Annotated in this window: 22 protein-coding genes, 1 tRNA gene and 1 other RNA gene; 7 read left to right on the forward strand and 17 right to left on the reverse strand. The window is 55.1% G+C overall.

Features of this window, described 5'->3' with window-relative positions:
* Positions 1 to 1,940 (reverse strand): DNA polymerase III subunit gamma/tau (locus ABWP27_RS01225; protein ID WP_353152589.1); only part of this gene is annotated, 1,940 nt, incomplete at its 3' end.
* 243 nt (positions 1,941 to 2,183) lie between these two features.
* On the opposite strand from ABWP27_RS01225, the gene ABWP27_RS01230 reads away from it, so the two are divergent.
* Positions 2,184 to 3,839: an isovaleryl-CoA dehydrogenase gene (locus ABWP27_RS01230; RefSeq protein ID WP_353152591.1), complete on the forward strand. Its 1,656-nt coding sequence runs from the start codon at positions 2,184 to 2,186 to the stop codon at positions 3,837 to 3,839.
* A 6-nt stretch (positions 3,840 to 3,845) separates the two neighbouring features.
* On the opposite strand, the gene ABWP27_RS01235 is transcribed toward ABWP27_RS01230, so the two are convergent.
* Entirely contained in the window at positions 3,846 to 6,950 is a 3,105-nt protein-coding gene (locus tag ABWP27_RS01235) for an efflux RND transporter permease subunit (RefSeq protein WP_353152593.1), read from the reverse strand.
* A gap of 93 nt (positions 6,951 to 7,043) precedes the next feature.
* Complete coding sequence (locus ABWP27_RS01240) at positions 7,044 to 8,192, reverse strand: efflux RND transporter periplasmic adaptor subunit (RefSeq protein ID WP_353152595.1); 1,149 nt, start codon at positions 8,190 to 8,192, stop codon at positions 7,044 to 7,046.
* 130 nt (positions 8,193 to 8,322) lie between these two features.
* On the opposite strand from ABWP27_RS01240, the gene ABWP27_RS01245 reads away from it, so the two are divergent.
* On the forward strand, positions 8,323 to 8,814 hold the full coding sequence (locus ABWP27_RS01245) for a MarR family winged helix-turn-helix transcriptional regulator (RefSeq protein ID WP_353152597.1): 492 nt from the start codon (positions 8,323 to 8,325) through the stop codon (positions 8,812 to 8,814).
* A gap of 86 nt (positions 8,815 to 8,900) precedes the next feature.
* Here ABWP27_RS01245 and ffs read toward each other — a convergent pair.
* Positions 8,901 to 8,999, reverse strand: an RNA gene (ffs, locus tag ABWP27_RS01250) — signal recognition particle sRNA small type.
* Between the two features lie 172 nt (positions 9,000 to 9,171).
* The gene (ubiD, locus tag ABWP27_RS01255; protein ID WP_353152599.1) at positions 9,172 to 10,656 is read right to left on the reverse strand and encodes a 4-hydroxy-3-polyprenylbenzoate decarboxylase; all 1,485 of its coding nucleotides are present in this window, start codon (positions 10,654 to 10,656) and stop codon (positions 9,172 to 9,174) included.
* 479 nt (positions 10,657 to 11,135) lie between these two features.
* On the opposite strand from ubiD, the gene ABWP27_RS01260 reads away from it, so the two are divergent.
* Positions 11,136 to 12,074 (forward strand): transglycosylase SLT domain-containing protein, encoded by a 939-nt coding sequence (locus tag ABWP27_RS01260; protein ID WP_353152601.1) that lies wholly within the window; start codon positions 11,136 to 11,138, stop codon positions 12,072 to 12,074.
* A 140-nt stretch (positions 12,075 to 12,214) separates the two neighbouring features.
* On the opposite strand, the gene ABWP27_RS01265 is transcribed toward ABWP27_RS01260, so the two are convergent.
* The 5 genes from ABWP27_RS01265 to ribBA form a co-directional block, all read right to left on the reverse strand.
* Positions 12,215 to 12,547 carry an SMR family transporter gene (locus ABWP27_RS01265; RefSeq protein ID WP_502905304.1) on the reverse strand — a complete coding sequence of 111 codons (333 nt, stop codon included), beginning with the start codon at positions 12,545 to 12,547 and terminating at the stop codon, positions 12,215 to 12,217.
* A 90-nt stretch (positions 12,548 to 12,637) separates the two neighbouring features.
* Positions 12,638 to 13,816, reverse strand: a complete 1,179-nt coding sequence (locus ABWP27_RS01270) for a pyridoxal phosphate-dependent aminotransferase (RefSeq protein ID WP_353152603.1) — start codon at positions 13,814 to 13,816, stop codon at positions 12,638 to 12,640.
* Between the two features lie 127 nt (positions 13,817 to 13,943).
* On the reverse strand, positions 13,944 to 14,414 hold the full coding sequence (gene nusB / locus ABWP27_RS01275; protein WP_353152605.1) for a transcription antitermination factor NusB: 471 nt from the start codon (positions 14,412 to 14,414) through the stop codon (positions 13,944 to 13,946).
* 105 nt (positions 14,415 to 14,519) lie between these two features.
* Positions 14,520 to 15,020 (reverse strand): 6,7-dimethyl-8-ribityllumazine synthase, encoded by a 501-nt coding sequence (gene ribH / locus ABWP27_RS01280; RefSeq protein ID WP_353152607.1) that lies wholly within the window; start codon positions 15,018 to 15,020, stop codon positions 14,520 to 14,522.
* Between the two features lie 97 nt (positions 15,021 to 15,117).
* On the reverse strand, positions 15,118 to 16,230 hold the full coding sequence (ribBA, locus tag ABWP27_RS01285; protein ID WP_353152609.1) for a bifunctional 3,4-dihydroxy-2-butanone-4-phosphate synthase/GTP cyclohydrolase II: 1,113 nt from the start codon (positions 16,228 to 16,230) through the stop codon (positions 15,118 to 15,120).
* A gap of 667 nt (positions 16,231 to 16,897) precedes the next feature.
* Between ribBA and leuA the strand changes: the two genes are divergently transcribed.
* Positions 16,898 to 18,559, forward strand: coding sequence for a 2-isopropylmalate synthase (leuA, locus tag ABWP27_RS01290; protein ID WP_353152611.1), 1,662 nt, complete (start codon positions 16,898 to 16,900; stop codon positions 18,557 to 18,559).
* Between the two features lie 75 nt (positions 18,560 to 18,634).
* Here the strand turns inward: leuA and ABWP27_RS01295 are convergent, their stop codons facing one another.
* From ABWP27_RS01295 to ABWP27_RS01310, 4 genes are all read right to left on the reverse strand, one after another.
* A complete protein-coding gene (locus tag ABWP27_RS01295) occupies positions 18,635 to 19,486 on the reverse strand; it encodes a Crp/Fnr family transcriptional regulator (protein WP_353152613.1) in 852 nt (283 codons plus the stop codon).
* Positions 19,487 to 19,836: 350 nt separating this feature from the next.
* Complete coding sequence (locus ABWP27_RS01300; protein WP_353152615.1) at positions 19,837 to 21,195, reverse strand: MgtC/SapB family protein; 1,359 nt, start codon at positions 21,193 to 21,195, stop codon at positions 19,837 to 19,839.
* A 154-nt stretch (positions 21,196 to 21,349) separates the two neighbouring features.
* Positions 21,350 to 21,583: a hypothetical protein gene (locus ABWP27_RS01305; protein ID WP_353152617.1), complete on the reverse strand. Its 234-nt coding sequence runs from the start codon at positions 21,581 to 21,583 to the stop codon at positions 21,350 to 21,352.
* Positions 21,584 to 21,729: 146 nt separating this feature from the next.
* A complete protein-coding gene (locus tag ABWP27_RS01310; RefSeq protein WP_353152619.1) occupies positions 21,730 to 21,981 on the reverse strand; it encodes a hypothetical protein in 252 nt (83 codons plus the stop codon).
* A gap of 267 nt (positions 21,982 to 22,248) precedes the next feature.
* Here ABWP27_RS01310 and ABWP27_RS01315 point away from each other — a divergent pair, with 267 nt between their 5' ends.
* A complete protein-coding gene (locus ABWP27_RS01315) occupies positions 22,249 to 22,449 on the forward strand; it encodes a hypothetical protein (RefSeq protein WP_353152621.1) in 201 nt (66 codons plus the stop codon).
* A gap of 38 nt (positions 22,450 to 22,487) precedes the next feature.
* Here ABWP27_RS01315 and ABWP27_RS01320 read toward each other — a convergent pair whose 3' ends face one another.
* Both ABWP27_RS01320 and ABWP27_RS01325 read right to left on the reverse strand, forming a co-directional pair.
* Entirely contained in the window at positions 22,488 to 23,102 is a 615-nt protein-coding gene (locus ABWP27_RS01320; protein ID WP_353152623.1) for a hypothetical protein, read from the reverse strand.
* Between the two features lie 70 nt (positions 23,103 to 23,172).
* Positions 23,173 to 23,424 carry a hypothetical protein gene (locus ABWP27_RS01325; RefSeq protein WP_353152625.1) on the reverse strand — a complete coding sequence of 84 codons (252 nt, stop codon included), beginning with the start codon at positions 23,422 to 23,424 and terminating at the stop codon, positions 23,173 to 23,175.
* Between the two features lie 324 nt (positions 23,425 to 23,748).
* Here ABWP27_RS01325 and soxC point away from each other — a divergent pair, with 324 nt between their 5' ends.
* Together soxC and ABWP27_RS01335 are read left to right on the forward strand one after the other, a co-directional pair.
* Entirely contained in the window at positions 23,749 to 25,152 is a 1,404-nt protein-coding gene (gene soxC, locus ABWP27_RS01330) for a sulfite dehydrogenase (protein WP_353152627.1), read from the forward strand.
* A complete protein-coding gene (locus ABWP27_RS01335; protein WP_353152629.1) occupies positions 25,136 to 25,702 on the forward strand; it encodes a c-type cytochrome in 567 nt (188 codons plus the stop codon). The genes soxC and ABWP27_RS01335 overlap by 17 nt, the downstream gene beginning before the upstream one ends.
* A 45-nt stretch (positions 25,703 to 25,747) precedes the next feature.
* On the opposite strand, the gene ABWP27_RS01340 is transcribed toward ABWP27_RS01335, so the two are convergent.
* Positions 25,748 to 25,837, reverse strand: a tRNA-Ser gene (locus tag ABWP27_RS01340).
* Positions 25,838 to 25,886 lie beyond the last annotated feature (49 nt).

The raw sequence follows: 25,886 nt of genomic DNA on the forward strand, positions 1-25,886 counted from the left end.
TCCCGCATCGCCTGTTCCGCTTCGCTCTGCCGTTCTGCACGATCGGCAATTGCGGCTGCATTGGCCGTATGTTCAACTGCACCGACTTTGGTTTGTACCCGCACCGTCTGGCCGAAATGTTCGGACAGCGCAACAGTCAGTTTTTCTACGCTGCCGGCAGCCAGCAGGGTGTCCACTGCGACCAGTAAATCAAACTGGATCTGGCTGCTGTCCGCACCTGGCGCGCATTTGAGCAATTCGCTCTGCTGCGCCAGTTGCTGCGCCACGCCGCGCACCGGCAAGGATGCGGCCAGCAACGGCCAGTTGCCGTCCCAGTTCAGGGATGGCGCCGGGTGCAGTGCAAAAGGACGGGATGGAACAGCTTGCGGCGCTGGCATTGGTGATTGCGATTGCGTCGCCTCAACAATGGGTGCCGACGGCCTTGCTACCGGCTCGGATTGCGCTTCAGTTTTTTTTTGAGCCGCAGGGCTGGAAAAAGCATCGTTGGCGTCACTGCCTCCGAATGGCACTTCATCATCCCACGGCGGTGCCGGCGGTAGATCAATGGCGACGGATTTTTCGGCTGCCACAGGTGTCTGCACCGGCATCTGAGCCGGCGCACGTGCGGCCGGTGCAGGTACAGGAGCAGCCGCAGGCGACGCTGCCGCTTTGCCACCGGAACGGGCGGCTTGCAACGCTGCCATGGCCGGACTCAGGCCGGCGGGTCGTGCAACCGGCGCGCTATTCGTCACTGCCTGCGGTGCTGCGCTCAAGCGTGCGGCCGGTGTCGCTGCGACAGGCGCAGATGGCCGGGCCGCCACTGGTGTTGCCGGCACACTGACCTGGGCCTCTGCCGGACCGAAACCCGGGCGGAAAGCCAGCATGCGCAACAAGGTCATCGAAAAACCGGCATATTCATCCGGCGCCAGGCCCAAGTCATTGCGGCCATGCACGGCGATCTGATAAAACAACTGTATCTCTTCGGCATCGAACAATGCTGCCAGGCGCAGCACATCGTCACGCTCCGGCAAATCATCAGGCAGCGCAGCAGGTACCGTTTGCGCCAGTGCGATGCGATGCAACAGCGAACCCAGATCCTGCAGGGCTGCGTTGTACGACAGGCTGCGTGTTGCCATTTCATCTGCCACAGCCAGCAAACCTGCACCATCTTTTTGCGCCAGTGCATCGAGCAGGCGAATCAGGAATGATTGATCCAGCGCACCCAGCATGCCCTGCACCGCGTCCAGCGTGACTTTACCGGCAGCGTAGGCAATTGCCTGATCGGTCAGCGACAGCGCATCACGCATGGAACCGTGCGCACCTTGCGCCAGCAAGCGCAAGGCAGGCGTTTCAAATTCGATTTGTTCCTGACCGAGAATGTCGTCCAGGTGCGCGACGATATGACCAGGCGGCATTTGTTTCAGATTGAACTGCAGGCAACGCGATAAAACAGTGACCGGGATTTTTTGCGGATCGGTCGTTGCCAGAATAAATTTGACATGTTCTGGCGGCTCTTCCAGCGTCTTCAGCATCGAGTTGAACGCATGGTTGGTGAGCATGTGCACCTCATCGATCATGTAGACCTTGAAGCGTGCATTCGACGGTGCGTACACCGCCTGCTCCAGCAACTGCGCCATTTCATCGACGCCGCGATTCGACGCGGCATCCATCTCGATATAGTCGACAAAGCGGCCGGCATCGATCGCCACGCAGGCTTCGCACACGCCGCACGGCGTTGCCGTGATGTCGCCGTTACCGTCAGTACCTATGCAATTGAACGATTTGGCCAGAATGCGCGACAGCGTGGTCTTGCCGACGCCGCGCGTACCGGTGAACAGGTAGGCATGATGCAAGCGCTTGTTATCCAGCGCATGCGTCAGGGCCCGCACGACGTGCTCCTGCCCGACCAGCGTGTCGAAGCTTTTCGGACGATATTTACGGGCGAGAACTTGATAAGACATAGGGCCGTTCGTGAATAAGGGCAAACCGCATTTTACCTGACGACGGCACCGGATTTACAGTGTTCATGTTTTCCTTGCATGCAAGGTAAGAATCCAGCCGAAAAACAGGCAACAATCAGGTCAAAACATGCCAGTTCGCATTAACATGGCATCCGGCAGCGCATCGTTATAGACTCACTCATCACAAGCTTACTCATCCGCAGTCTTTCAGCAGTTTCAGCATTGAAAAACAAAGGAATTCGCATGCAATGGCCGACACACGAGGTCAGCAATCAGGCACCGGATCTGCATGACTATAATCTGTACACCACCGATCTTGCATTGGTCGCCGGCGTACAGCGCGAGCAGGCCGGCTGGCACGAGCAAGACCTGATCCGCTACGGCGCCGAACTCGGCATGCGGCAAACCTTGCAGCTGGGACAACTCGCCAATCATCACCTGCCGGAATTGCATACGCACGACCGTGTCGGGCATCGCATCGATACCGTTGAATTTCATCCGAGCTGGCATCAGCTGCTTGCCATGCAGCGGCGCGAAAACCTGCATGCAATGCCGTGGTCGCAGGCGCGCACAGGCGTACACGTCGCGCGCACGGCGACATATTATTTGCAGGCGCAGGTCGAATCGGGTTCGCTGTGCCCCACCACGATGACCTTTGCCGCTATCCCGCTGTTGCAGCAGGAGCCGGCGCTGTTTGCGGCACTGGAAGCAAAACTGTTTGCACGCGAACACGATCCGCGCGACCTGCCGTGGGCGCAAAAGCATTCGATGCTGATCGGCATGGGCATGACGGAAAAACAGGGCGGCTCCGATGTGCGCAGCAATACTACCGTCGCCCGTGCTGTCCATGGCAGCGGACGCGGCGCCGAGTACGCACTGACCGGTCACAAATGGTTTTTTTCCGCACCGATGTGCGATGCGCATCTGGTGCTGGCACGCACGGAAATCGGCCTGTCATGCTTCTTCGTACCGCGCTGGCGCCCTGACGGCAGCAGGAACGCGGTGCTGATACAGAGACTGAAAGACAAGCTGGGCAATCGCTCCAACTCCAGCAGCGAAGTTGAATTCCAGGATGCCTGCGGCGTGATGGTAGGCGAAGAAGGACGCGGCATACCAACCATCATCGAAATGGCCAATCACACGCGACTCGATTGCGTGATCGGCAGCGCCGGCCTGATGCGCAACGCACTGGTGCAGGCGATACATCATGCGCGGCACCGTAACGCATTCGGTCATCCATTGGCAGAGCAGCCGCTGATGCGCAACGTCTTGTCCGATCTGGCGCTGGAAAGCGAAGCCGCTACCTTGCTGATGCTGCGACTGGCGCGCGCCGCCGATGCCTCGCGGGATACTCCCGACGATCTGCTGGAGCGCGCATGGCGGCGCATACTCACACCGGCAGCCAAGTTCTGGATCTGCAAGCGCACGCTGGAATTCAGCGGCGAATGCATGGAAGTCTGGGGCGGCAACGGCTATATAGAAAACGCGCCGATGGCGCGCATGTATCGTGAAGCGCCGGTCAATTCAATCTGGGAAGGTTCGGGTAATGTAATGTGCCTGGATGTATTGCGCGCCATCGAAAGGGAAACAGAAGGTTTTGCCTTGCTGCTGCAGGACTTGCACGACACTGCAGGCACGCATGCAGGTTTGCGCGCGCTGGTCGCTACCTTGCGCAGCGATCTGGCCCTGCCACCACCACAGCAGGAAATGCAGGCACGTCGCTTTGCGCAGCGTCTGGTGCTGGCGGCACAGGCAAGCCTGATGCTGCAACACGCACCGGCAAGCGTTGCCGAAGCCTTCATCGCCAGCCGCATCGATGCAGAATGCGGTCGCGTCTTTGGCACTCTGCCCGCGGCGGCCTTGCAGCACGATATGCTGGCGCGCGCCTGGCCGGCTTGATCCGGTTTAGCGCGCAGCCAGTTCCTGTTCCGGTGTGATCTGCAAGGGCCCATCGCCGCTGAAGCGATCAAGGAATAGATAAATCACCGGCGTGATCAGCAAGGTAATCACCTGCGACACCATCAAGCCGCCGACTACAGCCAGACCCAGCGGCTGACGCAGTTCGGCGCCGGCCCCCAAACCAAGTGCAATCGGCAGTGCGCCGAATGCTGCTGCCAGCGTCGTCATCATGATGGGGCGGAAGCGCAGAATACAGGCCGTGCGTATCGCCTCCAGCGGAGTCAACCCTTGCTCGCGCTGCGCCGCCAGTGCGAAATCGATCATCATGATCGCGTTCTTTTTCACCAGCCCGATCAGCAGCAGAATACCGATCATCGCAATCATCGTCAGCTCGAAACCAAAGATGCGCAAAGTCAGCAAGGCGCCGACTGCGGCCGATGGCAGACCGGCCAGAATCGTCACCGGATGGATGTAACTTTCATACAGCACGCCCAGCAGGATATAGATCACCACCAGCGCCAGCACCACCAGTGCAATCTGGCTGGCTTGCGACGACTGGAATACTGCAGCATCGCCGGCATAGTTGGTGACGATACTGCTCGGCAGACTGATGGCGTCCTTGATCTGATCGACTTTTCTGGTCGCATCGCCCAGCGGAATACCCGGTGCAAGATTGAAAGAAATCGTAATCGCCTGCAATTGCCCCTGGTGATTGACCGATATCGGCCCTGCCGTACGCTTGACTGTCGCCACGCTCAACAGCGGCACCAGCACACCGCTCTTGCTGCGCAGATAAATCTTGCTGAGATCGGACTCATCCTGCTGGCCGACGCTTTCGTCCAGCAGAATCACCGAGTAGCTGTTGCTGCTGGTATAAATAGTCGAGACCTGGCGATCGCCATAGGCACTATAAAGCGCCGTGCGAATATCGGCGATACCGACACCCGCTTCATTGGCCCGGTCGCGGTTGATATCCACCACGGCCTGCAAGCCCTTCAGTTGCGAATCGCTGGTGACATCGATGAAGGCACCATCGGCGCGCATCTGCGCCTGCATCTTCTCGGCCCATACATTCAACTCGTCTGCACGCACGCTTTGCAGCACATACTGGAACTGGCTCTTGGACGTACGTCCGCCCAGCCGCAGATTCTGCACCGGCGTCAGATAAACCGTCACGCCGGGCACAGACTTCACCTTGGCGCGCAAGCCGCGCAAGACTGCATCCATGGGCTCACGCTTGGCGCGCGGCTTCAGACCGACAAACATATTGCCGACATTGCTGTCGCGCGTGCGCATCGTCGCGGTCTCTACATTCGGATCGTTCTGGATGATGGTGCCGACGGCAGTTACCAGGTTCACCATGGTCGGATACGAGGCATCCTGCGGTCCTTCTATCGTGACACTGATCTGGCCGATATCCTCGGTAGGAAAAAAACCCTTCGGGATCGTGATGAAAAGATAGGCCGTCAATACGAAGGTTCCCGCTGCCAGCAGCAGCATCGTCGTGCGATGGGCGAGCGACCAGTCAAGCGCATGCGTATAGCTGGCCAGTACGCGATTGAAAACTTTTTCAAATGAGCGAATGAGCCAGCTTTCCTGCGGCTGCGCAGGATCGTTTTCATGCCCGACCTGCTCATGCTTCAAAAAACGGCTGCACAGCATGGGCACCAGCGTCAGCGACATGACGGCGGATACCAGAACCGCCAGCGACACCACAGCGGCAAATTCATGCAGCAGCAAACCGATTACGCCCGGCATGAAAAAGATGGGGATGAATACCGCTACCAGGGAAATCGAAATCGAGATGATCGTGAAACTGACTTCACGCGAACCCTTCAGCGCCGCGGCCAAAGGCTCCATGCCGTCTTCGATGTGCCGCACGATATTTTCCAGCATCACGATCGCATCGTCGACCACCAGCCCGACCGCGATGGTAATGCCCAGCAGGGATACGTTGTCCAGACTGAAACCCAGCCAGTACATCAGCGCACAACAACCGACCAGCGAGATCGGCAGCGACAGCACCGGAATCGCCGTTGCCGTCATGCGTTTCAGGAACAGGAAAATTACCAGCACCACCAGCAAGATCGTCAGCAGCAGCGTGAGCTTGACGTCGTGTATGGCCTCGCGTATCGATACCGAACGATCATTCAAAACCTGCAAATCTATCGAGGCCGGCATCTGCGATTGAAACTGCGGCAAGGTGTGCTTGACTGCATCCACCACCGCCACCGTATTGGCATTCGGCTGCCGCTGTACAGCCAGCACAATGGACGGCTTGCCGTTTACCCAGCTGCCGCTTTTGGTCGCTTCAACACTGTCTTCCACCGTCGCCACATCCTTCAGGCGCGTGGTCTGACCGTTGGTACTGCCGATCACCAGATTGCCGAACGCTTCGGCATTCTGCAACTGCTTGTTGGCCTGCAGCGTCAGCGTCTGGCGCGGGCCGTCCAGTACGCCAACCGGCGAGTTGGCATTCGCGGCGCGGATCGAAGCAGCAATTTCATCCAGCGTCATGTTGCGCGCAGCAAGTTCGCTTGGCTTGACCTTGATCCGCACTGCGTAACGCCGCTGCCCGTAAACCTGCACCTGTGCCACGCCTTCTATCGTCGACAGGGATGGCGAGATCAGGTTTTCTGCATAGTCGTTCAGCTCGGACAGGGAGAGCGACGGCGATGTCAGAGCCAGCAGCAGGATCGCCGCATCGGCAGGATTGACCTTGCGATATGCCGGCAAATCATTCATCTCTTCCGGCAAGCCGCGCTGTGCACGCAGCAGCGCGGCCTGCACATCCACTGCGGCAGCATCGATGTCGCGATTCTGGTCAAACTCCAGCACGATCGAGGTATTGCCCAGCGTACTGCTGGAACTGATGGTGGCGACGCCGGCAATGGTGGAAAACTGTTTTTCCAGCGGCGTGGCCACCGACGATGCCATCACTTCCGGGCTGGCACCGGGCAGCGAGGCGGTCACGTTGATCACCGGCGTGTCGTAGCTTGGCAAGGCCGCAATCGGCAACTTGAAATAACAGAAGAAACCGACCACAACCACCGCGATCGACAGCAGCACGGTCATCACCGGCCGGCGTATGCAAAGTTCGGAAATATTCACAGGGTAATCAGTCTGGACGTGGCACTGCGTTGATCAATTTGGTACGGCAAGCCGCCATCGCACGACGCTGAAATGGTCTCGCGTATAAGCATGCTAGTAGGCAGATGCACCGGGCGGGCTCTTCTCAGGAGTCGCCGATTTTTCCCTGGCCTCGCTGATTTTGCTGCCCGGCCGCAGATTCTGCGTGCCCTCCACCACCACGCGTGCACCTGCATTCAGGCCGGTTACGGCAGCTTGTCCTTCTTCGATTGCCACGACATCGACCTTTTGTTCCTTGACTGTGTCATCGGGCTGCACCACATAAATGAATTTATCGATCGGCCCGGTCACGACAGCCTGCGCCGGCACCAGCACCGCATGCGATACATTGCGCGAAACCAGGCTCACATTCACAAAACTGCCTGGCCATAATTTTTGTGTGGCGTTGTCGAATTGCGCCTTCATCCGTATCGTGCCGCTTTGGGTATCCGCAGCATTATCGATAAAAATCAACTTGCCTATCAGCTCCGGCTGGCCTGGAAGTTGTGCAGTCACGGGTGCATTGCCCTGAGGATAAGTAGCGGTAATATTTGCCAGCTCACGCTCCGGCAAGGTAAAACTGACCGCAATCGGGTCCAGCTGCGAGATAGTCACCATCGCCTCACCCGACGGTTGCGCCAGACTGCCGGGGTGCACGCTGATTATTCCGATGCGGCCGGAAATACTGGCTTCAATACGATTGTCGCTGAGCGCAATGCTGCTCGACTCCGCAATCGCCTGATTCGCCCTGGTCGTATTGCGCAGGGCCGCGACCTTGTTGCGCGCCGTATCGACGACTGCCTGCGAGACAAAATTCCTGCTCAGCAAATCTTCATTGCGCTTGAGCGTCAACTCCGCATCAGCCAGATCCGATTGTCCGGCAGCCAGTTCGGCGCGCGCTTTCGCTACATTCGATTGATCGCTGCGCTCATCCAGCGTAAACAACAGTTGTCCGGCTTTGACAAACTGCCCTTCCTTGACATGAATGGTACGCACGATGTTCTGCACCTTGGGTCGCACATCAACCGTATTGATCGCCGTTACATAACCATTCGCAAATACCTTGATCGCAATGGTTTTCTGTTCGGCCAGAGCGGTTTTGACGATCTGCACGTTATCCGGCTTTTTGTTGCGATCGCTTGTGTCGCGCAAACCAAAATAAGCGATTGCGCCAAGTACAACGATACCTGCACCTATCAATAGATATTTTCTTGTTTGTTGCATGTTGAATGCTTATGTGAACTGGTTGTACGGTGGGATGCCAGGGAAGACAGCAATGCATCAAAAAGACTTTTCGCAAAACGCTAACGTTACCAAGCATCAATCCGTTAGCTATACTAACTGCTAGCTTAACATGCCAAATATCACCCATCACAACAGCGTGACAGAAATGACTGCAGACCATCAAGGCGATTTAGCCGATTATCAACTTGAGCTCGGGCAAACGATAGGCGATATTTCGCGCGCATGGCGTTACCAGATGAACCAGCGACTCAAACCCTTTGGCCTGAATCTTTCGACCCGTCAGGTATTGGTACAGTTGCACCGGCACCCACAAGGTCTGATGCAACGCGATCTCGCACGCAAACTGGGAATTGAAAGTCCGACCCTGGTGCGCCTGCTGGATATTCTGGAAGAAAAAGAGTGGATACAGCGCACGACCCTCGCCAGCGACAAGCGACGCAAATACGCAGTATTGACGCCCAAGGCAAATGAGCAACTGAAGATTATCGAGAAACTATCGAAAGAACTGCGCGCGGAAATGATGCAGGGGCTATCGCTCAGCGAGATAAGCGACGCGACGCAAGTCATGCGCAAAATGAAAAACAGGCTGCTGCCGGATTAATTTCTGTCGATTATTTCAAAACGGCAGATTGCCTGAATAGGCGGATGAAAAAAGAAGGCGTCTATATAAAAGAATACAGACGGTAAAGAGGCGAGCCTTGTCTACGGCACTTGCAGGAAATGGCTGTGGCTGCTTCGTTCCCGACCTGACCAGGTTGGCCATGCCACAATGCGCAGGGGCCCGCCGACACGAATTCTAACAGCAAAGAAGAAAATGCGCTGCAGGAATTGCCTGCTTTCTCCTCTGAAAATCCATCCGGCAACGTTCACGCACAATGAAACGGCAGCCGGACGGAGTGCGATTTTTAATGCGAGCCTTTACCGGCCTGGCAAATAAAATATTGCGCCGACCGGCAGTTCAAATTCCCAGCTCCTGCCAGATCTGATCGACGCGCTTCTTTACTTCCGGTGTCATGGCGATGGTCGTACCCCATTCGCGACTGGTTTCACCCGGCCATTTATTGGTGGCGTCTATGCCCATTTTGCTGCCCAGGCCACTGACCGGCGACGCAAAATCCAGATAATCGATAGGCGTGTTATCAACCAGGGTCGTGTCGCGGGTCGGATCGACGCGCGTCGTAATCGCCCAGATCACTTCCTTCCAGTCACGGATGTTCACGTCCTCATCCACCACAATAATGAACTTGGTATACATGAACTGACGCAAAAAGCTCCAGACCCCAAACATGACCCGCTTGGCATGGCCCGGATAGGCCTTCTTCATTTGCACGACTGCCATCCGGTAACTGCAGCCTTCCGGCGGCAGATAGAAATCCAGGATTTCCGAAAACTGCTTTTGCAGCAACGGGATGAATACTTCATTCAGCGCCACGCCCAGCACGGCCGGTTCATCCGGCGGCTTGCCTGTATACGTAGAGTGATAAATCGGATCACGCCGCATCGTGATGCGGTCTATCGTGAAGACCGGAAAGGAATCCTGCTCGTTGTAATAGCCGGTATGATCACCGTAAGGTCCTTCCAGCGCATGCTCGTAACCGGACGGATGCGATTCGTCCGGATAGATATGTCCTTCCAGCACGATCTCGGCCGAGGCCGGCACCCGCAGTTCGCTGCCGATCGCCTTGACCAGTTCGGTGCGGCTGCCGCGCAACAAACCGGCAAACTGATATTCCGACAAACTATCCGGCACCGGTGTCACCGCTCCTAATATAGTAGCGGGGTCGGCACCGAGCGCAACCGCGATCGGGTATGGCTTGCCCTTGTTAACAATACTGTGCTCGCGGAAGTCCAGCGCGCCACCGCGTTGCGCCAGCCAGCGCATGATGACTTTATTGCGACCGATTACCTGCTGTCTATATATACCCAGATTCTGCCGCTTCTTGTGCGGACCTTTGGTAATCACCAAACCCCAGGTAATAAGAGGGGCGATATCGCCCGGCCAGCAGTGCTGAATCGGCAGACGCGCCAGATCAACATCGTTGCCTTCCCAAACGATATCCTGGCATGGCGCGCTGCTGCGCTCCTTGGGTGCCATATCCCACAGCGACTTCACCAGCGAACCGAGGCCCAGCATGTCCTTGAAACCTTTAGGCGGCTCCGGCTCTTTCAGCATCGCCAGTACATGACCGATTTTGCGCAATTCGCTGACGTCGGTCGCCCCCATACCCAGCGCTACGCGCTGCGGTGTACCGAACAGATTACCAAGCACGGGAATATTATGGCCGCTCGGTTGCTCGAATAGCAGTGCCGGACCTTGGGCGCGCAAAGTACGGTCGCAGATCTCCGTCATCTCCAAATACGGCGAAACTGGCACGTTTATACGTTTAAGTTCGCCCATTTGTTGCAATTGGGAAATGAAGTCTCGCAGATCAGAATATTTCATATGTTTTTCGCCGTTTTGTGCAGTGGACTCGATTATTTAAACAAAACAGTCAAGTTATTGATTTCATTGGTTTTTATCAAAATCAAGAGAAAATAATGAGATTTAAAAGTAATAGAAATTCATTTTTATAGTATTGACTTGATATAAACGGGCTCCTACAATTCGCGCAACTTGAAGAGCAGGCCCGTATTTGAACACCAAACCGGGCAGAAAAGAAACTCTCTTCATTTCACGGGATCGGGGTCCCACATGACATTTTAGGAGTGTTTTCAAAAGGCTTCCGCCTTCTCCCCGAAAAAGTTGTTTGCCAAGGGCATGCCGCATACGATGCGCGCCCTATAAGTAATCAACTCCGACGTTTGCCGTACGCGACGCGCGACAGCAAGCGATTTCTCTGATTCACGGCATGTGCAGGGTTCTACATGGATTCGTTTCTTGTAGTGGAGCCTTTTACTTGCCGCGTCAATCCAGGAGTTTGTATGTTAAATCGAATTACCACGGCGATGCGACAGGTCGCCAACCAATCGGCTCGGCAGGCGATCGCAACGTCGATCGCCATGCGCGATTCCACCAACCGTCTGGTCGCGACAGCGCGCCAGGCAATGATGGCACTGGGCTTGACCGCCATTGCAACGCTGGCTCTGATGTTCTTCAAGCCCGAGATCGCTGACCGCATCCAGGCTTTGTCGCCCTTCAGCGAAGCCGTTGCCTCGACCGTCCCGCAAGAGATGCCGGAAATGGCAAACCTGATGGAAGAAGCGGCAACAGATGCAGCAGAACCGGAAGCTGCATTGAAAACCGCCACGACCGGCAACAATGCCATGATGGGCACCGACTTGCAGCAACAACGCGTGACGCAATGGATTTCCAAGCGCTACCGCGTTGCCAACGATGCAACCAATATGCTGGTCTCGGCTGCCTATCTGACCGGCAAGGAAATCAATTTCGACCCGCTGCTGATTCTGGCGGTAATGGCAATCGAATCGCGCTTCAATCCGTTTGCCGAAAGCCCGGTTGGTGCGCAAGGCCTGATGCAAGTCATGTCGAAAGTACATCACGACAAATTTGCTGACATGGGCGGCACCAAGGCTGCATTGAATCCCGTCGCCAACATCAAGGTCGGCTCATTGATCCTGAAAGAGTACGTGGCGCGCGGCGGTTCGGTAGAAGCCGGCCTGAAACGCTATGTGGGCGCTGCTGCCATGGATACGGATGCCGGTTACGGTGCCAAGGTCCTCGGTGAATACGACAGACTGAAAGCCGTCGCAAGCGGCAAGCGCGTATCGGCATTTGCCACTATGGCAAGTCGCATCCAGCCACGCATCCAGCCGATTCCTAATGCGACATCGGAAAAGACTGCATTGGAAGACCGGACACGCGAAAAGAACTCTGGCAGCGAACCATACACTGCGCTGTAACAAGCAATCAGCATTACAAAAAAGGAGCCTCCGGCTCCTTTTTTTTCTTGTCTTCATTTGCTGCCCAACTCGCCGGCAAGCCTCATGGAAAACCGACCCGAGTCACGCAGCTTGAACAGTCAGGCAAAACCGACCATCACCTAATGTGCCGAACTTTTTGAAAAAACGTTCAAAACAATCACGCCTGCAACAATCAAAGCCATGCCGATCACGGCAGGAAAATCCAGCTTTTGCCCATACAGCATCCATGCTGCCAGAGCGATCAGAACTGTTCCTACTCCAGACCATATTGCATATGCGATGCCGACCGGAATAGTGCGCAATGTCAGCGCCAGCAAATAGAAGGCAATGGCATATCCCAGGACCGTGATGACCGATGGCGTCAGTCTGGAAAATCCATTGCTCGCCTTCAAGGCAGAGGTGGCAACGACTTCGGCAACAATTGCTCCCATGAGGATAAGCCATTGATTCATTGATGATCCCTTCATTTGATGGCCGTAGAATCCGGCATAAAATCCCGCACCTCCTTCATGCTGCAATGCACGAACTTGCTGCACTGCCAACTAGGTCCGCTGACGCAAAAAGATCCGTAGTCGCGCAATCGCCTCCTGCAGATTCTCCATCGAGGTTGCATACGATATGCGTACATACTGATGCGCGGTGGAGGGCCCGAAATCCAGCCCCGGAACCATTACCACGCCCGCTTCATTCAGCATCGCAATCGTCAGCTTGTCGGCATCATCTGACAAGGCGCTGCAATCGGCATAAACATAAAATGCACCATCGGGCATTACCGGCACCTTGAATCCCAGTTCTTCCAGTGCCGGCACGATATAGTCGCGGCGGCGTTTAAATTCCGCCTTGCGCGCCTCGTACACGGCCATTGCTTCCGGCGCAAAACAGGCCAGCCCTGCATGTTGCGCCAGACTGGAGGCGCAGATGAACAGGTTTTGCGCCAGCTTCTCGACAGGCTGCACCAGAGCCTCCGGCACCACCAGCCAGCCCAGGCGCCAGCCTGTCATGTTGAAATATTTGGAAAAACTGTTGATCACGATCACATCGTCGCCCAGCGACAGCGCGGAAAACGGCGCCGCGTCATAACGCAAGCCGTGATAAATCTCGTCGACGATGGTGAAGCCCTGCTTGCCCCGTACAACCTCAACGATTTTGCGCAATTCGTCTTCGTCTATCGAAGTGCCGGTCGGATTCGATGGCGAAGCCAGCAGTACGCCACGTGTTTGCTCACCCCAGTTTTGTCGCACCATGTCGGCCGAAAGCTGGAACCTGTGTTCGGGGCCGCTGGCAATCATCTTCGCGCTGCCATCGAAGGCGGCGACGAAATGCCGGTTGCACGGATACGATGGATCGGACATCAGCACTTCCGCGCCTTTCTCCACCAGCGCAGCGCAAGCCAGCAATAATGCGCCCGAGGCGCCGGCCGTTATGACGATGCGTGAAGGAGCAACGTCAACGCCATACCTGTCACGATAATGCGCAGCAATCGCGGCACGCAGTTCCGGCAAGCCGGTAGCCGACGTGTATTGCATCTTGCCGTCTGCCATGGCTTGCGCAGCGGCGGCCAATACGGATGGCGCGGCGGTAAAATCCGGCTCGCCTATGCCCATGTGGATGATGTGGCGCCCTTGCCGCTCCAGTTCGGCCGCCATCTTGGCCAGCTCCATGACATGAAACGGCGCGATGTTATCCAGACGGGAAGCGAGTTGAGTCAGATGCGAAGACAAGGGAATTCCCCAATGAAAACCGCCACCTGATCCGTATCGGGCAAAATCCGATGCAAGCGGAACAAGGTGGCGACGATGTAATGACTGCTCATTCCTTCAAAAGGAAAGAATACGGTAAACGGGCAGCTTAGCCCTTGCGTCCGGCGTTGATTTCCGGCTCGCGCACGCCAGCTGCAAACTTATCCAGCACGCCATTGACGTACTTGTGACCGTCTATGCCGCCAAAGGATTTCGTCAATTCGACTGCTTCGTTGATGACGACCTTGTACGGAATTTCGATATGGTTTTTCAGCTCGAAAGCGCCGATCAGCAAAGCCGCATGCTCCACCGGCGACAGTGCCGAAATTTCCCTGTCGATCAGCGGCGCCAGGCCAGCGCGCAACTCGCTGACCTGTTTGACAGTGCCGTACAGCAGCGCATCGAAATGCTCGGCGTCAGCCTTGTCGAAACCGTGGGCCTGACGGATATGGTTTTCTATCGTGCGCACATCTTCATTATTCAACAGCCATTGATACAGGCCCTGCAAGGCAAATTCGCGCGCGCGATGACGCGGCGTACGGTTTTTGCTCGGATTGGCGTGGTCGGTTTTTTGGGTCATGGCTCACAAACGGCGCACTTCATTTCAAAGCACGCATAAAAAGTTAAACAACAAATTAAAAAACGCTGACCGCAATCAGGCCAGCGATACAAATGCATCGTCGCCTCAATCGTCTTCGTCGTCGGCGTCATCACCAGCGTCGGCCAGATCTTCCAGCGCGATCGTCAGGTTCGCCATTTCAATCGCGACGCGTGCCGCATCGGTGCCCTTCTCTTCCATACGCACTTCAGCCTGCTCATCGGTATCGGTGGTCAATACGGCATTGGCAATCGGCAGGCCGAAGTCGAGACCGACACGTGTGATGCCGGCGCCGGATTCATTCGACACCAGTTCAAAGTGATAAGTCTCGCCGCGGATCACAGCGCCGATCGCGATCAGCGCATCGAATTGCAGGGTTTCCGCCATTTTGCGCAAGGCCAGCGGGATTTCCAGCGCACCCGGAACCGTTACATGCAGGATATCCTCATCGACCACGCCCAGATGTTTCAACTCGGCCAGACAGGCTGATAGCAAGCCGTGGCACACATCCTGGTTGAAACGCGCCTGCACGATGCCGATGCGCAAACCTTCTCCTGCCAAATTCATTTCATAGGTTCCAACTGTCATGGTATTTCCTTCATGCGCCAAGCGCGCTCTACATTGATCTTATTTAATAGCAGTCTCTGCCGAGTGATTGCTCAAGCCCGAAAATTTGAACGAACGATCAACTTTCCGGCGTCGCACGATATCCGGTTACTTCCAGGTTGAAACCTGTCATCGACGGCATTTTGCGCGGATTGGCCAGCAGCTTCATTTTGCCGACCGACAGGTCTTTCAGAATTTGCGCACCGATACCATAGTTACGCAAATCCATGCGTGCCGCGCGTTGCTGTGGCAGGCTGCCAGGATGCGTCAGTGCCGCAAACTGCGAAAACAATTCTTCGGCCGACTCTTCGCAATTGAGCAACACCATTACACCGCGTTCGGCCTGCTTGATGGCCGCGATCGCCGAAGCCATATTCCATGAATGCGTAGTCGCGCGCGTTTCCAGCAAATCGAGGATGGAAACCGGTTGATGCACGCGCACCAGCGTTTCCTGATCCGGCACAATATCGCCATGCACCAGTGCCAGATGCGCGCCACCGCTAGGTTTGTCGCGATACAGCACGGCGTGGAAAGTGCCGTACACCGTTTCCATCGTGCGTTCATCCACGCGATCGACGATGCTTTCGTGCTGGCTGCGATAGTGAATCAGATCGGCAATGGTACCTATCTTTAATGCGTGTTCCTTGGCGAATTCGATCAAATCCGGCAGGCGCGCCATGGTGCCGTCGTCCTTCATGATTTCGCAAATCACGGCAGCCGGCGTCAAACCGGCCAATTCAGCAAAATCGCAGCCTGCTTCGGTATGACCGGCGCGCATCAGCACACCGCCCTTTTGCGCTTTCAGCGGGAAAATATGACCTGGCTGCACAATGTCGGACGGCTTGGCATTCTTGGCCACGGCGACTTGTATGGTCTTGGCGCGGTCGGCGGCAGAAATCCCGGTCGTCACACCTTCGGCCGCTTCTATCGACACGGTGAAATTGGTGCCGTACGAGGTGCCGTTACGCGATGTCATCATCGTCAGCGCAAGCTGATCGCAACGCTCTTCCGTCAGCGTCAGGCAGACCAGGCCGCGACCGAATTTGGCCATGAAATTGATGGCTTCCGGCGTCACGAACTCGGCCGCCAGCACCAGATCGCCTTCGTTTTCACGATCTTCTTCATCGACCAGTATGACCATACGGCCGGCACGCAATTCTGCAACGATTTCTTGGGTAGTTGAAATAGACATAAGTAATCCCGGAGTAGGCCGCTATTTTAAAGGATTTGCGCGCTCTTCAGCCCGGGATTACGCAAGAATCGCTACTTATTGCTTACTTCGGCGGATATATTGCATAGGTCTCGCCGTTGGCGCCAATTTTGATACCGTTATTTGCAGGCGAGACTCAATATGCACTCGATATCGCGTCCGGATATGCCAAGGAATCAACACTGCTGATATCCAACTCAAAGATGATGAAAGAACAAATGTTTCAATATTCGTACACTGTTGCCCGAACAATGCCATTAGCCATAGGGCTGAAACTTGACAAGCGCCGTCGCCATCGCCTAAAGTAGCTGCATGTTTGCCACACCATTCCACTCCCGCATTTCGTACACTGCCAGCTCCCTGCTAGCAGCGCTACACCTATCGCTACGACTAAACTGATCGTCGCGCACTGCTGTACCCGCCGGTTTTAATTCACTGGCACCCCAATCAAACACCAAGGTTTCACCCGAAAAATGCATATCAAGGCCATTCCTGCAAAGTTGAACGCTGGCGTATTGTCCGCCGCGATGGCCCATGCTCGCGCTCTGCTACTGCTACCGATCGGTTACCTGGCCTAGCGTTGCGTGGCAAGTCAGGTAGCCTTCCGCCACACCGAATCCCCCTATTCAGCAAGCAAGGAAAAACCATCATGATGTTGACTAACCCGGAACAAAAATACCGCGCCTTTCCACCCGTACGCCTCACCGACCGCAGCTGGCCAAATCAAGTCATCAGCAAAGCGCCGATCTGGATGAGCACCGATCTGCGCGACGGCAATCAATCGCTGATCGAGCCGATGAACCACGAAAAGAAACTGCGTTTTTTCGACATGCTGGTGAAGATAGGCTTGAAGGAAATCGAAGTCGCCTTCCCTTCCGCTTCGCAAACCGATTTTGATTTCGTCCGCCGCCTGATAGAAGAAAAGCGCATTCCGGACGACGTGACTATCGAAGTGCTGACACCGGCACGCGAAGACCTGATACGCCGCACCGTCGAATCGGCAGTCGGTGCGCGCCGCGCCATCATCCACCTGTACAACGCCACTGCGCCTGCATTCCGCCGCATTGTCTTCAATATGTCGCGCGACGAAGTGAAAGCAATGGCGGTGGCGGGTGCCAAGCTGGTACGTGAACTGACCAATGCGCATCCGGAAACGGAATGGATATTCCAGTATTCGCCGGAAGCATTCAGCATGACCGAACTCGAATTTTCCAAGGAAATATGCGATGCGGTTTCTGCAGCGTGGCAGCCGACGCCTGAACGCAAGATGATCTTCAATCTGCCCGGCACGGTAGAAGCCAGCACACCCAATGTGTATGCCGATCAGGTCGAATGGATGCACCGCAATCTCGAACGTCGTGATTCCATCCTGATCAGCGTGCACCCGCACAACGATAGAGGCTGCGCGGTAGCAGCGGCGGAACTGGCTGTGATGGCGGGCGCCGATCGCGTCGAAGGCTGTTTGTTCGGCAATGGCGAACGCACCGGCAACGTCGATCTGGTCACACTGGCACTCAATCTGTACTCGCAAGGGATCAGCCCCGGGCTGGATTTTTCGGATATCGATGCAGTCCGCCAATGCGTGGAAGAATGCAACCAGATTCCGGTACATCCACGCCATCCGTATGTCGGCGATCTGGTGTACACGGCTTTTTCCGGCTCGCATCAGGATGCGATCAAGAAGGGTTTTGCAAAGCAGCAGCCGGACGCGATCTGGGAAGTGCCTTACATGCCGGTTGATCCAGCCGATCTCGGTCGCAGCTACGATGCGGTCATACGCGTCAACAGCCAGTCCGGCAAAGGCGGCATGACCTATTTGCTGGAACAGGAATACGGCCTGGTATTGCCGCGCCGCCTGCAGATCGAGTTCAGCCGTGCCGTGCAGCGCATCACCGACGAGACCGGCGGCGAAGTGGCGGCCAACGATATTCACACGATTTTCAATAATGAATATCTGAATGCCGTGACGCCTTATCAATATCGCAGCCACCATATCGATGACTCGCAAGGCAACACCGAAACACGCATCCAGGTAGAACTGGAGAAGGACGGCAAGCCGGTCACATTGCAAGGCGCAGGCAACGGACCTATCGATGCCTTCATCAATGCCTTGGGTATGGATATCAGGCTGATGGATTTTCACGAGCATGCGATCGGGGCCGGCGCCAATGCCAATGCCGCCAGCTATGTTGAGCTGCGCGTGAATAATGGCACGACACGGTTTGGCGTCGGCATAGACGGCAACATCGTTACCGCTTCGCTGCGTGCCGTATTGAGCGCAGTCAATCGCGATATCGCTTTGGCCGCATAGCAATCTCTCGCATCACATGAAAAAGCCGCTGATCGTTTCAGCGGCTTTTTTTATTTTCAAGAGTGTAAGAGCGACTCAGCGATGCGCCACCAGCAAGCCTTCATACTCCCTGGTAAGGCTGGTGTAGCATTCGCAAATCTGCGCTTCGAGACCGCTACGATTCACCACCGTGATTTGTCCGCGACTGTAGCGAATCAAACCTTCATCCTGCAATTTACGCGCCGCCTCCGTGACGCTTTCGCGCCTTACACCCAGCATATTGGCGATCAGATCCTGCGTCATGCTGATTTTGTTCGATGGCAGGCGATCCAGGCTCAATAACAGCCAGCGGCACAATTGCTGGACGATGGTGTGATGACGATTGCAGGCGACGGTATGCGCCATTTGCGTAAACAAGGCCTGGGTAAAACGCAGCAACAAGGCTTGCAAGGCACCACCCCGTGCAAACTCTTCCTTCAGCACCGAAGCCTTGATACGAAATGCGTAACCAGCGCTTTTGACGAACGCACGATTAAGCGATGCGCCGCCACCCATCACGATATCTACGCCAACCATCCCTTCGTAACCGATCACTGCGGTTTCAGAGGATGCACCATCGGCTGTTTCATACAGCAAGGAAATAATACTGCCGGTCAGAAAATAGGCATACTGCATCTGCTCGCCGGCTTCGCAAATCGTGCTGCCGAAAGGCATGTCGACAAACTCCAGATGCGGCAGCAAACGCTCATAATCGGCCGCCGGCAAACCCGCGAGCAGGCTATTGTGTTTGGGGCTGTGCCCATACAATCCGGCCAGTGCTTTGGGTGCAGTCAAGCGGCAACTACCCACTGTATGTGCACTGTCTTTTGTTTGCAGCGCTGCAATCGTGTTGGAAGTAATGACATGATGGCCGACAGACGGTATGCGTACATGCGAGACTTGTGCCATGGGTATTCCCCTCATCAAGATTTCCGAGCTTTGAGCATGACAGCATCATGGCGTCAAAAAAATCAGCGCTTATCCCATTCGCTTGTGAGATCACACTGACAAAATGGCAACTCACGCTCATACCTCTTTTCAGCTCCCATACCCCCTTACTTCCTTGCAATAACAGATCAAGTCAGCTGAAAAAAAAAGCCCGTCCTCCTTGCGGAAGCGGGCTAAATCCAATACTTGAGAAGTTGGAGGAGACGCAATCACTATAGCGCTCTGCAACAAAACTCCAAACGACCGATTTATTATTTACATAGCTGCCAATACATATAACGATGCATGGCTCATCACGCGGCTATATGTTTTCAGTTGAACTGCATTAACACCGGGAATTCTGTCATTGCAAATGAAAGCAGCGGCTTGGCAAGAAAAGCCCCCATTATTCCCACCACGGAAATAGACATCATCGCGATCGTCAGTCTCAATGTCAGTGACCGGTTATGTGCACGCAGCACCAGCGGCAGGTTGATCAATACGCTGGCCAGCGAGGCAATCACCGCTCCGGTCGAAGCAATATGCGCCGGTATCGATCCGCCAGTGACCAGGCTGGCAGCAGCCGCAACGGCACTGGCACTGGATACCACACCACCTATCAGACTAACTGCGTAGAAGCCCCCTTCACCCATGCTTTGCTGGGCAATCACACCGGCGATATGCAAAATCAGAAATAAAAGGCCGTATTTCAATGCAGCGCCAAGGGCAAACGGCAGTGGCAGATCGACTGGCTGGGAACTATCCTCTGTCGTTTTCTGCCGCGCATTGGCATCGAAGAAAAACCAGCCTGCATTAATCAGCAACATCAGCGCAAAGGGGATCGTGGCGGTCAGCGCAACGCTTGGCGCGAGTATCAGGAGCAGTGCGCCATTGCGAATAATCATTGCCGCCGTCGCCAGCAAAATCCCGCGATATGCGGCACTGACGGTATCGCGCTGATTGTCCTTCGCACGCGATGCCAGTTCGCTTACCGTCACGCTGCTGTTGACCAGGCCACCGAGAAAACCGGCCATCACAATGCCGCGCGTGCCATACATTTTCCACAGCACGTAGTTGACGAAACCGATACCGGCAATCAGGATCACCGTCACCCAGGCGGCACGCGGCTCAATCAGATTCCACGGGCCGATGGCGCCAATCGGCAAGGCCGGATAAATAACGATCGCAAGAATTGCCAGCAACAGAGCCGAGCGCATTTCATTTTCAGTCAGCCCGAGGCTGAAACCGCTCAACCTGTCTTTCCATGCCAGCAGCGCGGTAACAATCACGATGATTGAGGCCGGCGTAGCCGTATGGCCTTTGCCGCACAGAATACCGGCCACACAAGTGATCAGCATTGCCGCCGATGTAGTCAGCTCACTGCTGTCATTGGTGCGCAGACGCTGGATATTCAGGAAGACTGTCAGGATGCCGGTCAGAAAAAGAATCAGATAGGCGTAGTTATCGCCCAGTGTGCCACCCATCGCACCGAGCAATGCAATCAGGGAAAATGTGCGCAGGCCGGCTTCCTTGCCGCGCCGCTCGCGTTCCAGGCCGATCAACAAACCCAGTGCCAGCGCCAGACTCAGACGCGTCAGGCTGACCAGATACGGCCATTTGATTTCCGGCAGCGACATGCCGATCTGGATCAGCGGTTCAGTAAGAGCAGTAACGGTATGTGGATCGGTCATAATCAGGCAAGGGCAATAATGCCTGAGACTATAAACCACCCGACAGGAATTGTCCGCTCCAAGTACGCATGTACTTATATGCTGCACGCATCGGGACGATGGCCGCACTCATTGCATGGAACGGCAACATACTGTTTCATGCCGCCCATCGCCGTCATGGTTCGGCCAGCAAATCGTCTATTTTCCGTTTCGTATCGGCGATAACCAAGGCTTGTGCTTCTTCTCTGGTGTGGCCCTGACAAGGGCCGCCGAATCCCTGCGATATATCGATGCCATCGGCACCATTGATTTCTATCTCGCCGGTAGCAGACCACAACCCGCCATCGACAGGCACGACCACCGTGAAAATTTCATAGCCATGGTAGACCGCAACTGGTGTTCTGCTCATGCTAGCCTCCTTACGGACGTTGTCCGGATACTGCCGCGCCGACATGTGCGACATCGACTTGTTCATATCGCCTTGTGCGGCAATTCCATCCGGACATACAACAGATGCTGCAGAATGCAAAAGGTTCAGCGCGGAGATGTGCCTGCCTATTGCGCACGGGAATGACTGCTGCTGGATTCCAGCATCTCGACCGCCACTCTGCGTGCTTCCGCTTCCGCCTCCGCGCTGGTCGGAAAAACAGCTTCCAGCGATACGCGCTGATCGGGGAACAGACAGTTCCTGTGCATGGGATTGTTCGAGTGACCGTAAATCGCAACATGGGCGACCCAGGCTTTGCCATCTGCAGCCGGCACGGCAGAATATTCGACCTCGTACAGCCCCATTGTTTCCGATGGCATGACGCCTCTCCTCATAGTCGAGTTCATCCTAACATGTCCGGATAAAAGACTCGCGGCAACGACCGGGTATGCGCAAAGGTACGTGAAGAAGAAAATTTTTATTCAACGCAAAAGAAGATATGCAAAACAGGCATATCCGATGCGGAAAGTTCTCTGCAGGACAGCGAGCCATCACGCCCCCATGTTTATGGGATTGTCATCCCATATGCATTGTTATGTAATCGCTGGCAATCAAATCCCTGGCGCAATGTCATTTCAGGAGCATCCATGTCAAGCACGTCCGTTATCGGTCAATTTAAAAATCAGACCACAGGTGAAACCTGCACAGTCATCAAATTAATGCCCTCCAACGCCCTTCCCGGCAATGAGTGCTACGTGACCGATGAAGCGGACTATCTGGAGCCCGATCCAGGCGATCCCAATAACTTCAAGATGGCATCCGGAGATGTTTTAATTCCCGTTTATTAAGATCCTCTGCTGCAGGAATTCGCTATCTGCAGCAGGCCTCAACCTGCATCGCCGCCGGAAACGAAATTTTTCTCTCCGCGCAGAAAACGCGAAAACCAGTGCAGCAGCGCAAGCGCATCGCCGAACTCCATGAAACCTTCCGTCACGCCATCGCCGAATAACAGCGTACCGTTCAATTTTCCGTCAATGACCAGGCCGTCAAAAGTGGCGACGGGAAGATAACCGGGAGCGATGTCGAAGGTATTTTCATTGAGGATGGCCGTATAGACATGCCCCAGAAACTGCACTTCCGGAGTACGCATTGCAGCCATGTCATGTTCTTTAAAAAATGCACCGACTGCCAGCAATGCATTACTTATCACTACACGTAAATAACGTGTCTTCTGCAATGGATCTGCGTGCAAGGCCTGATGCGCAGCACAAAAATCCAGTGCCGGATTGGCATCCGCATAGGAAGCTGCAATATTCCCGCCAGAACCAGTCTTGGATAATTTGCTTGTTCGGCGCAGCACGCTGGCGACCAGATTCGTCTCCACGCCACTGGTATCAGTCGGCTGCCATATCATCGCAATTGCAACCGGCAATATTTGCAATTGTTCTTCAATCAGATCTATGGCCAGTTGGGATGCTTTCTCACCGCTCATTTTGCTCATGACAGCTCCTTTATGAATACCTGCCTGTTTTCAAGCGCGAAGAACAATCTTCCTGGCATGCAGCATCAAATCACATCAACGACACTCCGCGATCTATGTATGCGCGTGCAGTGATGATGCCATGTTCAATGCATTTCTCCGGTGTCGGATATGAATGACCGTCCGCAATTTCCTTGTCCTTGAATGCATTTCCCCTGTGCTCGGTGATCACGACGCGCGGGATGTAATCGGCAGCCTTGCGATCGGTATCTATACGCGACAAATGCGCCGACACCTGTACGGACACGCTCCATCCCTTATAAGTTTCGTAGTGCGAACTCATTGCTGCCTCCGGTTTGAGTTAGATCGGTAAAAATATCTTAGCATGAGCCACTCAACCTGATTTCGATGCTTAGGTCGCGCAGTCATGCAAGGCCTTGCCATGATTGCGCGGAGCCGCATGAACGACACCCTTCCTTGGCGCACAAACAAAAAACTCTATTTGCAATCGCATCACGCCTACTTTACACCCCAACCTAAAACAGCGGCCTCCGTTCGTGGCTTGACTTCACAATATTCGGGTGTACGATAAGCTGACAAATCATTGATGAGGAGATGTTTGGTTTTTTCCGGTAGACCGAAAATGTAGAACGATAAAGGAGATCCGATGAACAAGATGCTGCCTGACTCGACCTTGCCTGAACGCACTCAATCCCCCACAGAGTACTTGCTCGCAGCAGAAGAATCTGCCTTGCAAGCCAAGCGTGCCGATCCACACTCTCCTTACTACAGTTCAGCGTCTGCCACACCAAATCCGACCTTGCAGCGCCGGCATTTCCTGATGGGCGCAATGGCTGCCGTCGGTGCCGGCGCCATCCAGCAGGCTCGTGCGGCGGTACCCGCTGGCGCCGTTGCCAGAGAAGTACCTGCAGACGCCACCAAAGTACAAGGCACGCCGGTAGGCGATGATGGCGGATACGGGGCACGTTCGCAATTCGAAACCGAAGTGCGTACGCTTTATCCGAACCCGACAACCTTCTCTTCCTGGACCATGACCCCGCTCGAAAAAGGCATGGGCATCATCACACCGTCCGGCCTGCATTTCGAACGCAGTCACGGCGGCACGCCGACCATTGATCCGACTAAACATTCGCTGTACGTGCATGGCATGGTCAAGCAAGCGAAGAAATATTCGATGGCTGATCTCAAACGTTTCCCCTCGGTTTCACGCATACACTTCATCGAATGCTCTGGTAACGGTTTGACCGAATGGTCCAAACCTACACTGAAAACCGTACAGGGCACGCATGGCCTCACCTCTACTTCCGAATGGACGGGCGTGCCGCTTTCCACCATTCTGGGTGAAGTCGATGTACGCTCCGGTGCCAAATGGTTATTGGCGGAAGGGGGTGATGCCTCCGTCATGACCAGAAGCATCCCGCTCGAAAAAGCCATGAAGGACTGCTTTCTTGCATACGGACAAAACGGCGAAGCCATACGTCCGGAACAAGGCTATCCGATCCGCCTGATGGTGCCCGGTTACGAAGGCAATATGCACATCAAATGGCTGCGTCGCCTCGAAATTTCAGACAAGCCCTTCATGACACGTGAAGAAACGTCGAAATATACCGACCTGCGACCCAACGGAAAGGCGGTGCAATTTTCGTTTGAAATGGATGCCAAATCGGTCATCACTTCTCCATCGGGAGAAATGCAGCTGGATGGCGCCGGATTTTATGAAATTACCGGACTGGCGTGGTCGGGACGCGGACGCGTGAAGCGCGTTGAGGTATCAACCGACGGCGGAAAAACATGGAGGGAAGCGCAACTGCAAGGGCCGATCATGTCGATTTGCCATACGCGTTTCCGTTTCCCATGGAAATGGAATGGGCGCGAAACGGTGATTCAAAGTCGCTGCATCGATGAAACCGGTTACATGCAACCTACGTTAAAGCAATTGGTTAACTTGCGCGGATTGAACGGCCCACTGGGATCCATCTACCATCTCAATGCCATCCAAAGCTGGAAAATCGCCAACGACGGAAAGGTCTCCAATGTCCACCAAAGCTAAACTCTTGAGCATTGCCGCACTGGCGACAGCAAGCCTCAGCGTGTACGCCGCCGATCATCCGAAAACCAGCTACGGTTTTGGCAGCACTCCCAGCGCAGCGGAACTCGGCCAATTCACCTCTCCATTACCGGATGGGCGCGGCCTGCCACCGGGCAAAGGCACTGTCAGCGCAGGAAAAATTTTATATGAAAATCAATGCCTCGCCTGCCACGGCCAAAAACTCGAAGGCGGGATGGGCGACAAGCTGGTCGGCGGACGCGGTACTCTGGTCAATAACGATCCGACTAAAAAACCGGTGAAAACCGTTGAAAGCTATTGGCCTTACGCCACGACGCTGTTCGATTACATCAAACGCGCAATGCCCTTGCTGCAACCCGGCAGCCTGAGCAATGATGAGGTCTATGCAATATCGGCCTATATTCTTGCCGAAGCCAAAATCATCCCGCAAGATGCGACGCTGGATGCCGCCTCGCTGGCGAAAGTGAAAATGCCGAATCGCGATGGCTTCATTCCCGACCCAAGACCGGATAAATTCCGGGCAGCTAAATAAGCTGACAATAAAAAAGCCCGCTTGCGCGGGCTTTTTTATCAATTCTGGAGGAGAGAGAGGGATTCGAACCCTCGGTACGTTCGCACGTACGCCTGATTTCGAGTCAGGTACATTCGACCACTCTGCCACCTCTCCTTATTTGGTCTATCGCTGCAATTGAATGCATCGAAGGGAAAAATTATAC

This window comes from Herminiimonas fonticola, assembly GCF_040395855.1.
In the GTDB taxonomy this organism is placed as follows: domain Bacteria; phylum Pseudomonadota; class Gammaproteobacteria; order Burkholderiales; family Burkholderiaceae_D; genus Oxalicibacterium; species Oxalicibacterium fonticola_A.

What these genes read in the sequence shown, in the direction of transcription:
- ABWP27_RS01230 (WP_353152591.1), top strand. Translation starts at nt 2,184, where the DNA reads ATGCAATGGCCGACACACGAGGTCAGCAATCAGGCACCGGATCTGCAT.
- ABWP27_RS01240 (WP_353152595.1), bottom strand. Translation starts at nt 8,192, where the DNA reads ATGCAACAAACAAGAAAATATCTATTGATAGGTGCAGGTATCGTTGTA.
- ABWP27_RS01245 (WP_353152597.1), top strand. Translation starts at nt 8,323, where the DNA reads ATGCCAAATATCACCCATCACAACAGCGTGACAGAAATGACTGCAGAC.
- ubiD (WP_353152599.1), bottom strand. Translation starts at nt 10,656, where the DNA reads ATGAAATATTCTGATCTGCGAGACTTCATTTCCCAATTGCAACAAATG.
- ABWP27_RS01260 (WP_353152601.1), top strand. Translation starts at nt 11,136, where the DNA reads ATGTTAAATCGAATTACCACGGCGATGCGACAGGTCGCCAACCAATCG.
- ABWP27_RS01265 (WP_502905304.1), bottom strand. Translation starts at nt 12,547, where the DNA reads ATGAATCAATGGCTTATCCTCATGGGAGCAATTGTTGCCGAAGTCGTT.
- nusB (WP_353152605.1), bottom strand. Translation starts at nt 14,414, where the DNA reads ATGACCCAAAAAACCGACCACGCCAATCCGAGCAAAAACCGTACGCCG.
- ribH (WP_353152607.1), bottom strand. Translation starts at nt 15,020, where the DNA reads ATGACAGTTGGAACCTATGAAATGAATTTGGCAGGAGAAGGTTTGCGC.
- ribBA (WP_353152609.1), bottom strand. Translation starts at nt 16,230, where the DNA reads ATGTCTATTTCAACTACCCAAGAAATCGTTGCAGAATTGCGTGCCGGC.
- leuA (WP_353152611.1), top strand. Translation starts at nt 16,898, where the DNA reads ATGATGTTGACTAACCCGGAACAAAAATACCGCGCCTTTCCACCCGTA.
- ABWP27_RS01295 (WP_353152613.1), bottom strand. Translation starts at nt 19,486, where the DNA reads ATGGCACAAGTCTCGCATGTACGCATACCGTCTGTCGGCCATCATGTC.
- ABWP27_RS01300 (WP_353152615.1), bottom strand. Translation starts at nt 21,195, where the DNA reads ATGACCGATCCACATACCGTTACTGCTCTTACTGAACCGCTGATCCAG.
- ABWP27_RS01305 (WP_353152617.1), bottom strand. Translation starts at nt 21,583, where the DNA reads ATGAGCAGAACACCAGTTGCGGTCTACCATGGCTATGAAATTTTCACG.
- ABWP27_RS01310 (WP_353152619.1), bottom strand. Translation starts at nt 21,981, where the DNA reads ATGCCATCGGAAACAATGGGGCTGTACGAGGTCGAATATTCTGCCGTG.
- ABWP27_RS01315 (WP_353152621.1), top strand. Translation starts at nt 22,249, where the DNA reads ATGTCAAGCACGTCCGTTATCGGTCAATTTAAAAATCAGACCACAGGT.
- ABWP27_RS01320 (WP_353152623.1), bottom strand. Translation starts at nt 23,102, where the DNA reads ATGAGCAAAATGAGCGGTGAGAAAGCATCCCAACTGGCCATAGATCTG.
- ABWP27_RS01325 (WP_353152625.1), bottom strand. Translation starts at nt 23,424, where the DNA reads ATGAGTTCGCACTACGAAACTTATAAGGGATGGAGCGTGTCCGTACAG.
- soxC (WP_353152627.1), top strand. Translation starts at nt 23,749, where the DNA reads ATGAACAAGATGCTGCCTGACTCGACCTTGCCTGAACGCACTCAATCC.
- ABWP27_RS01335 (WP_353152629.1), top strand. Translation starts at nt 25,136, where the DNA reads ATGTCCACCAAAGCTAAACTCTTGAGCATTGCCGCACTGGCGACAGCA.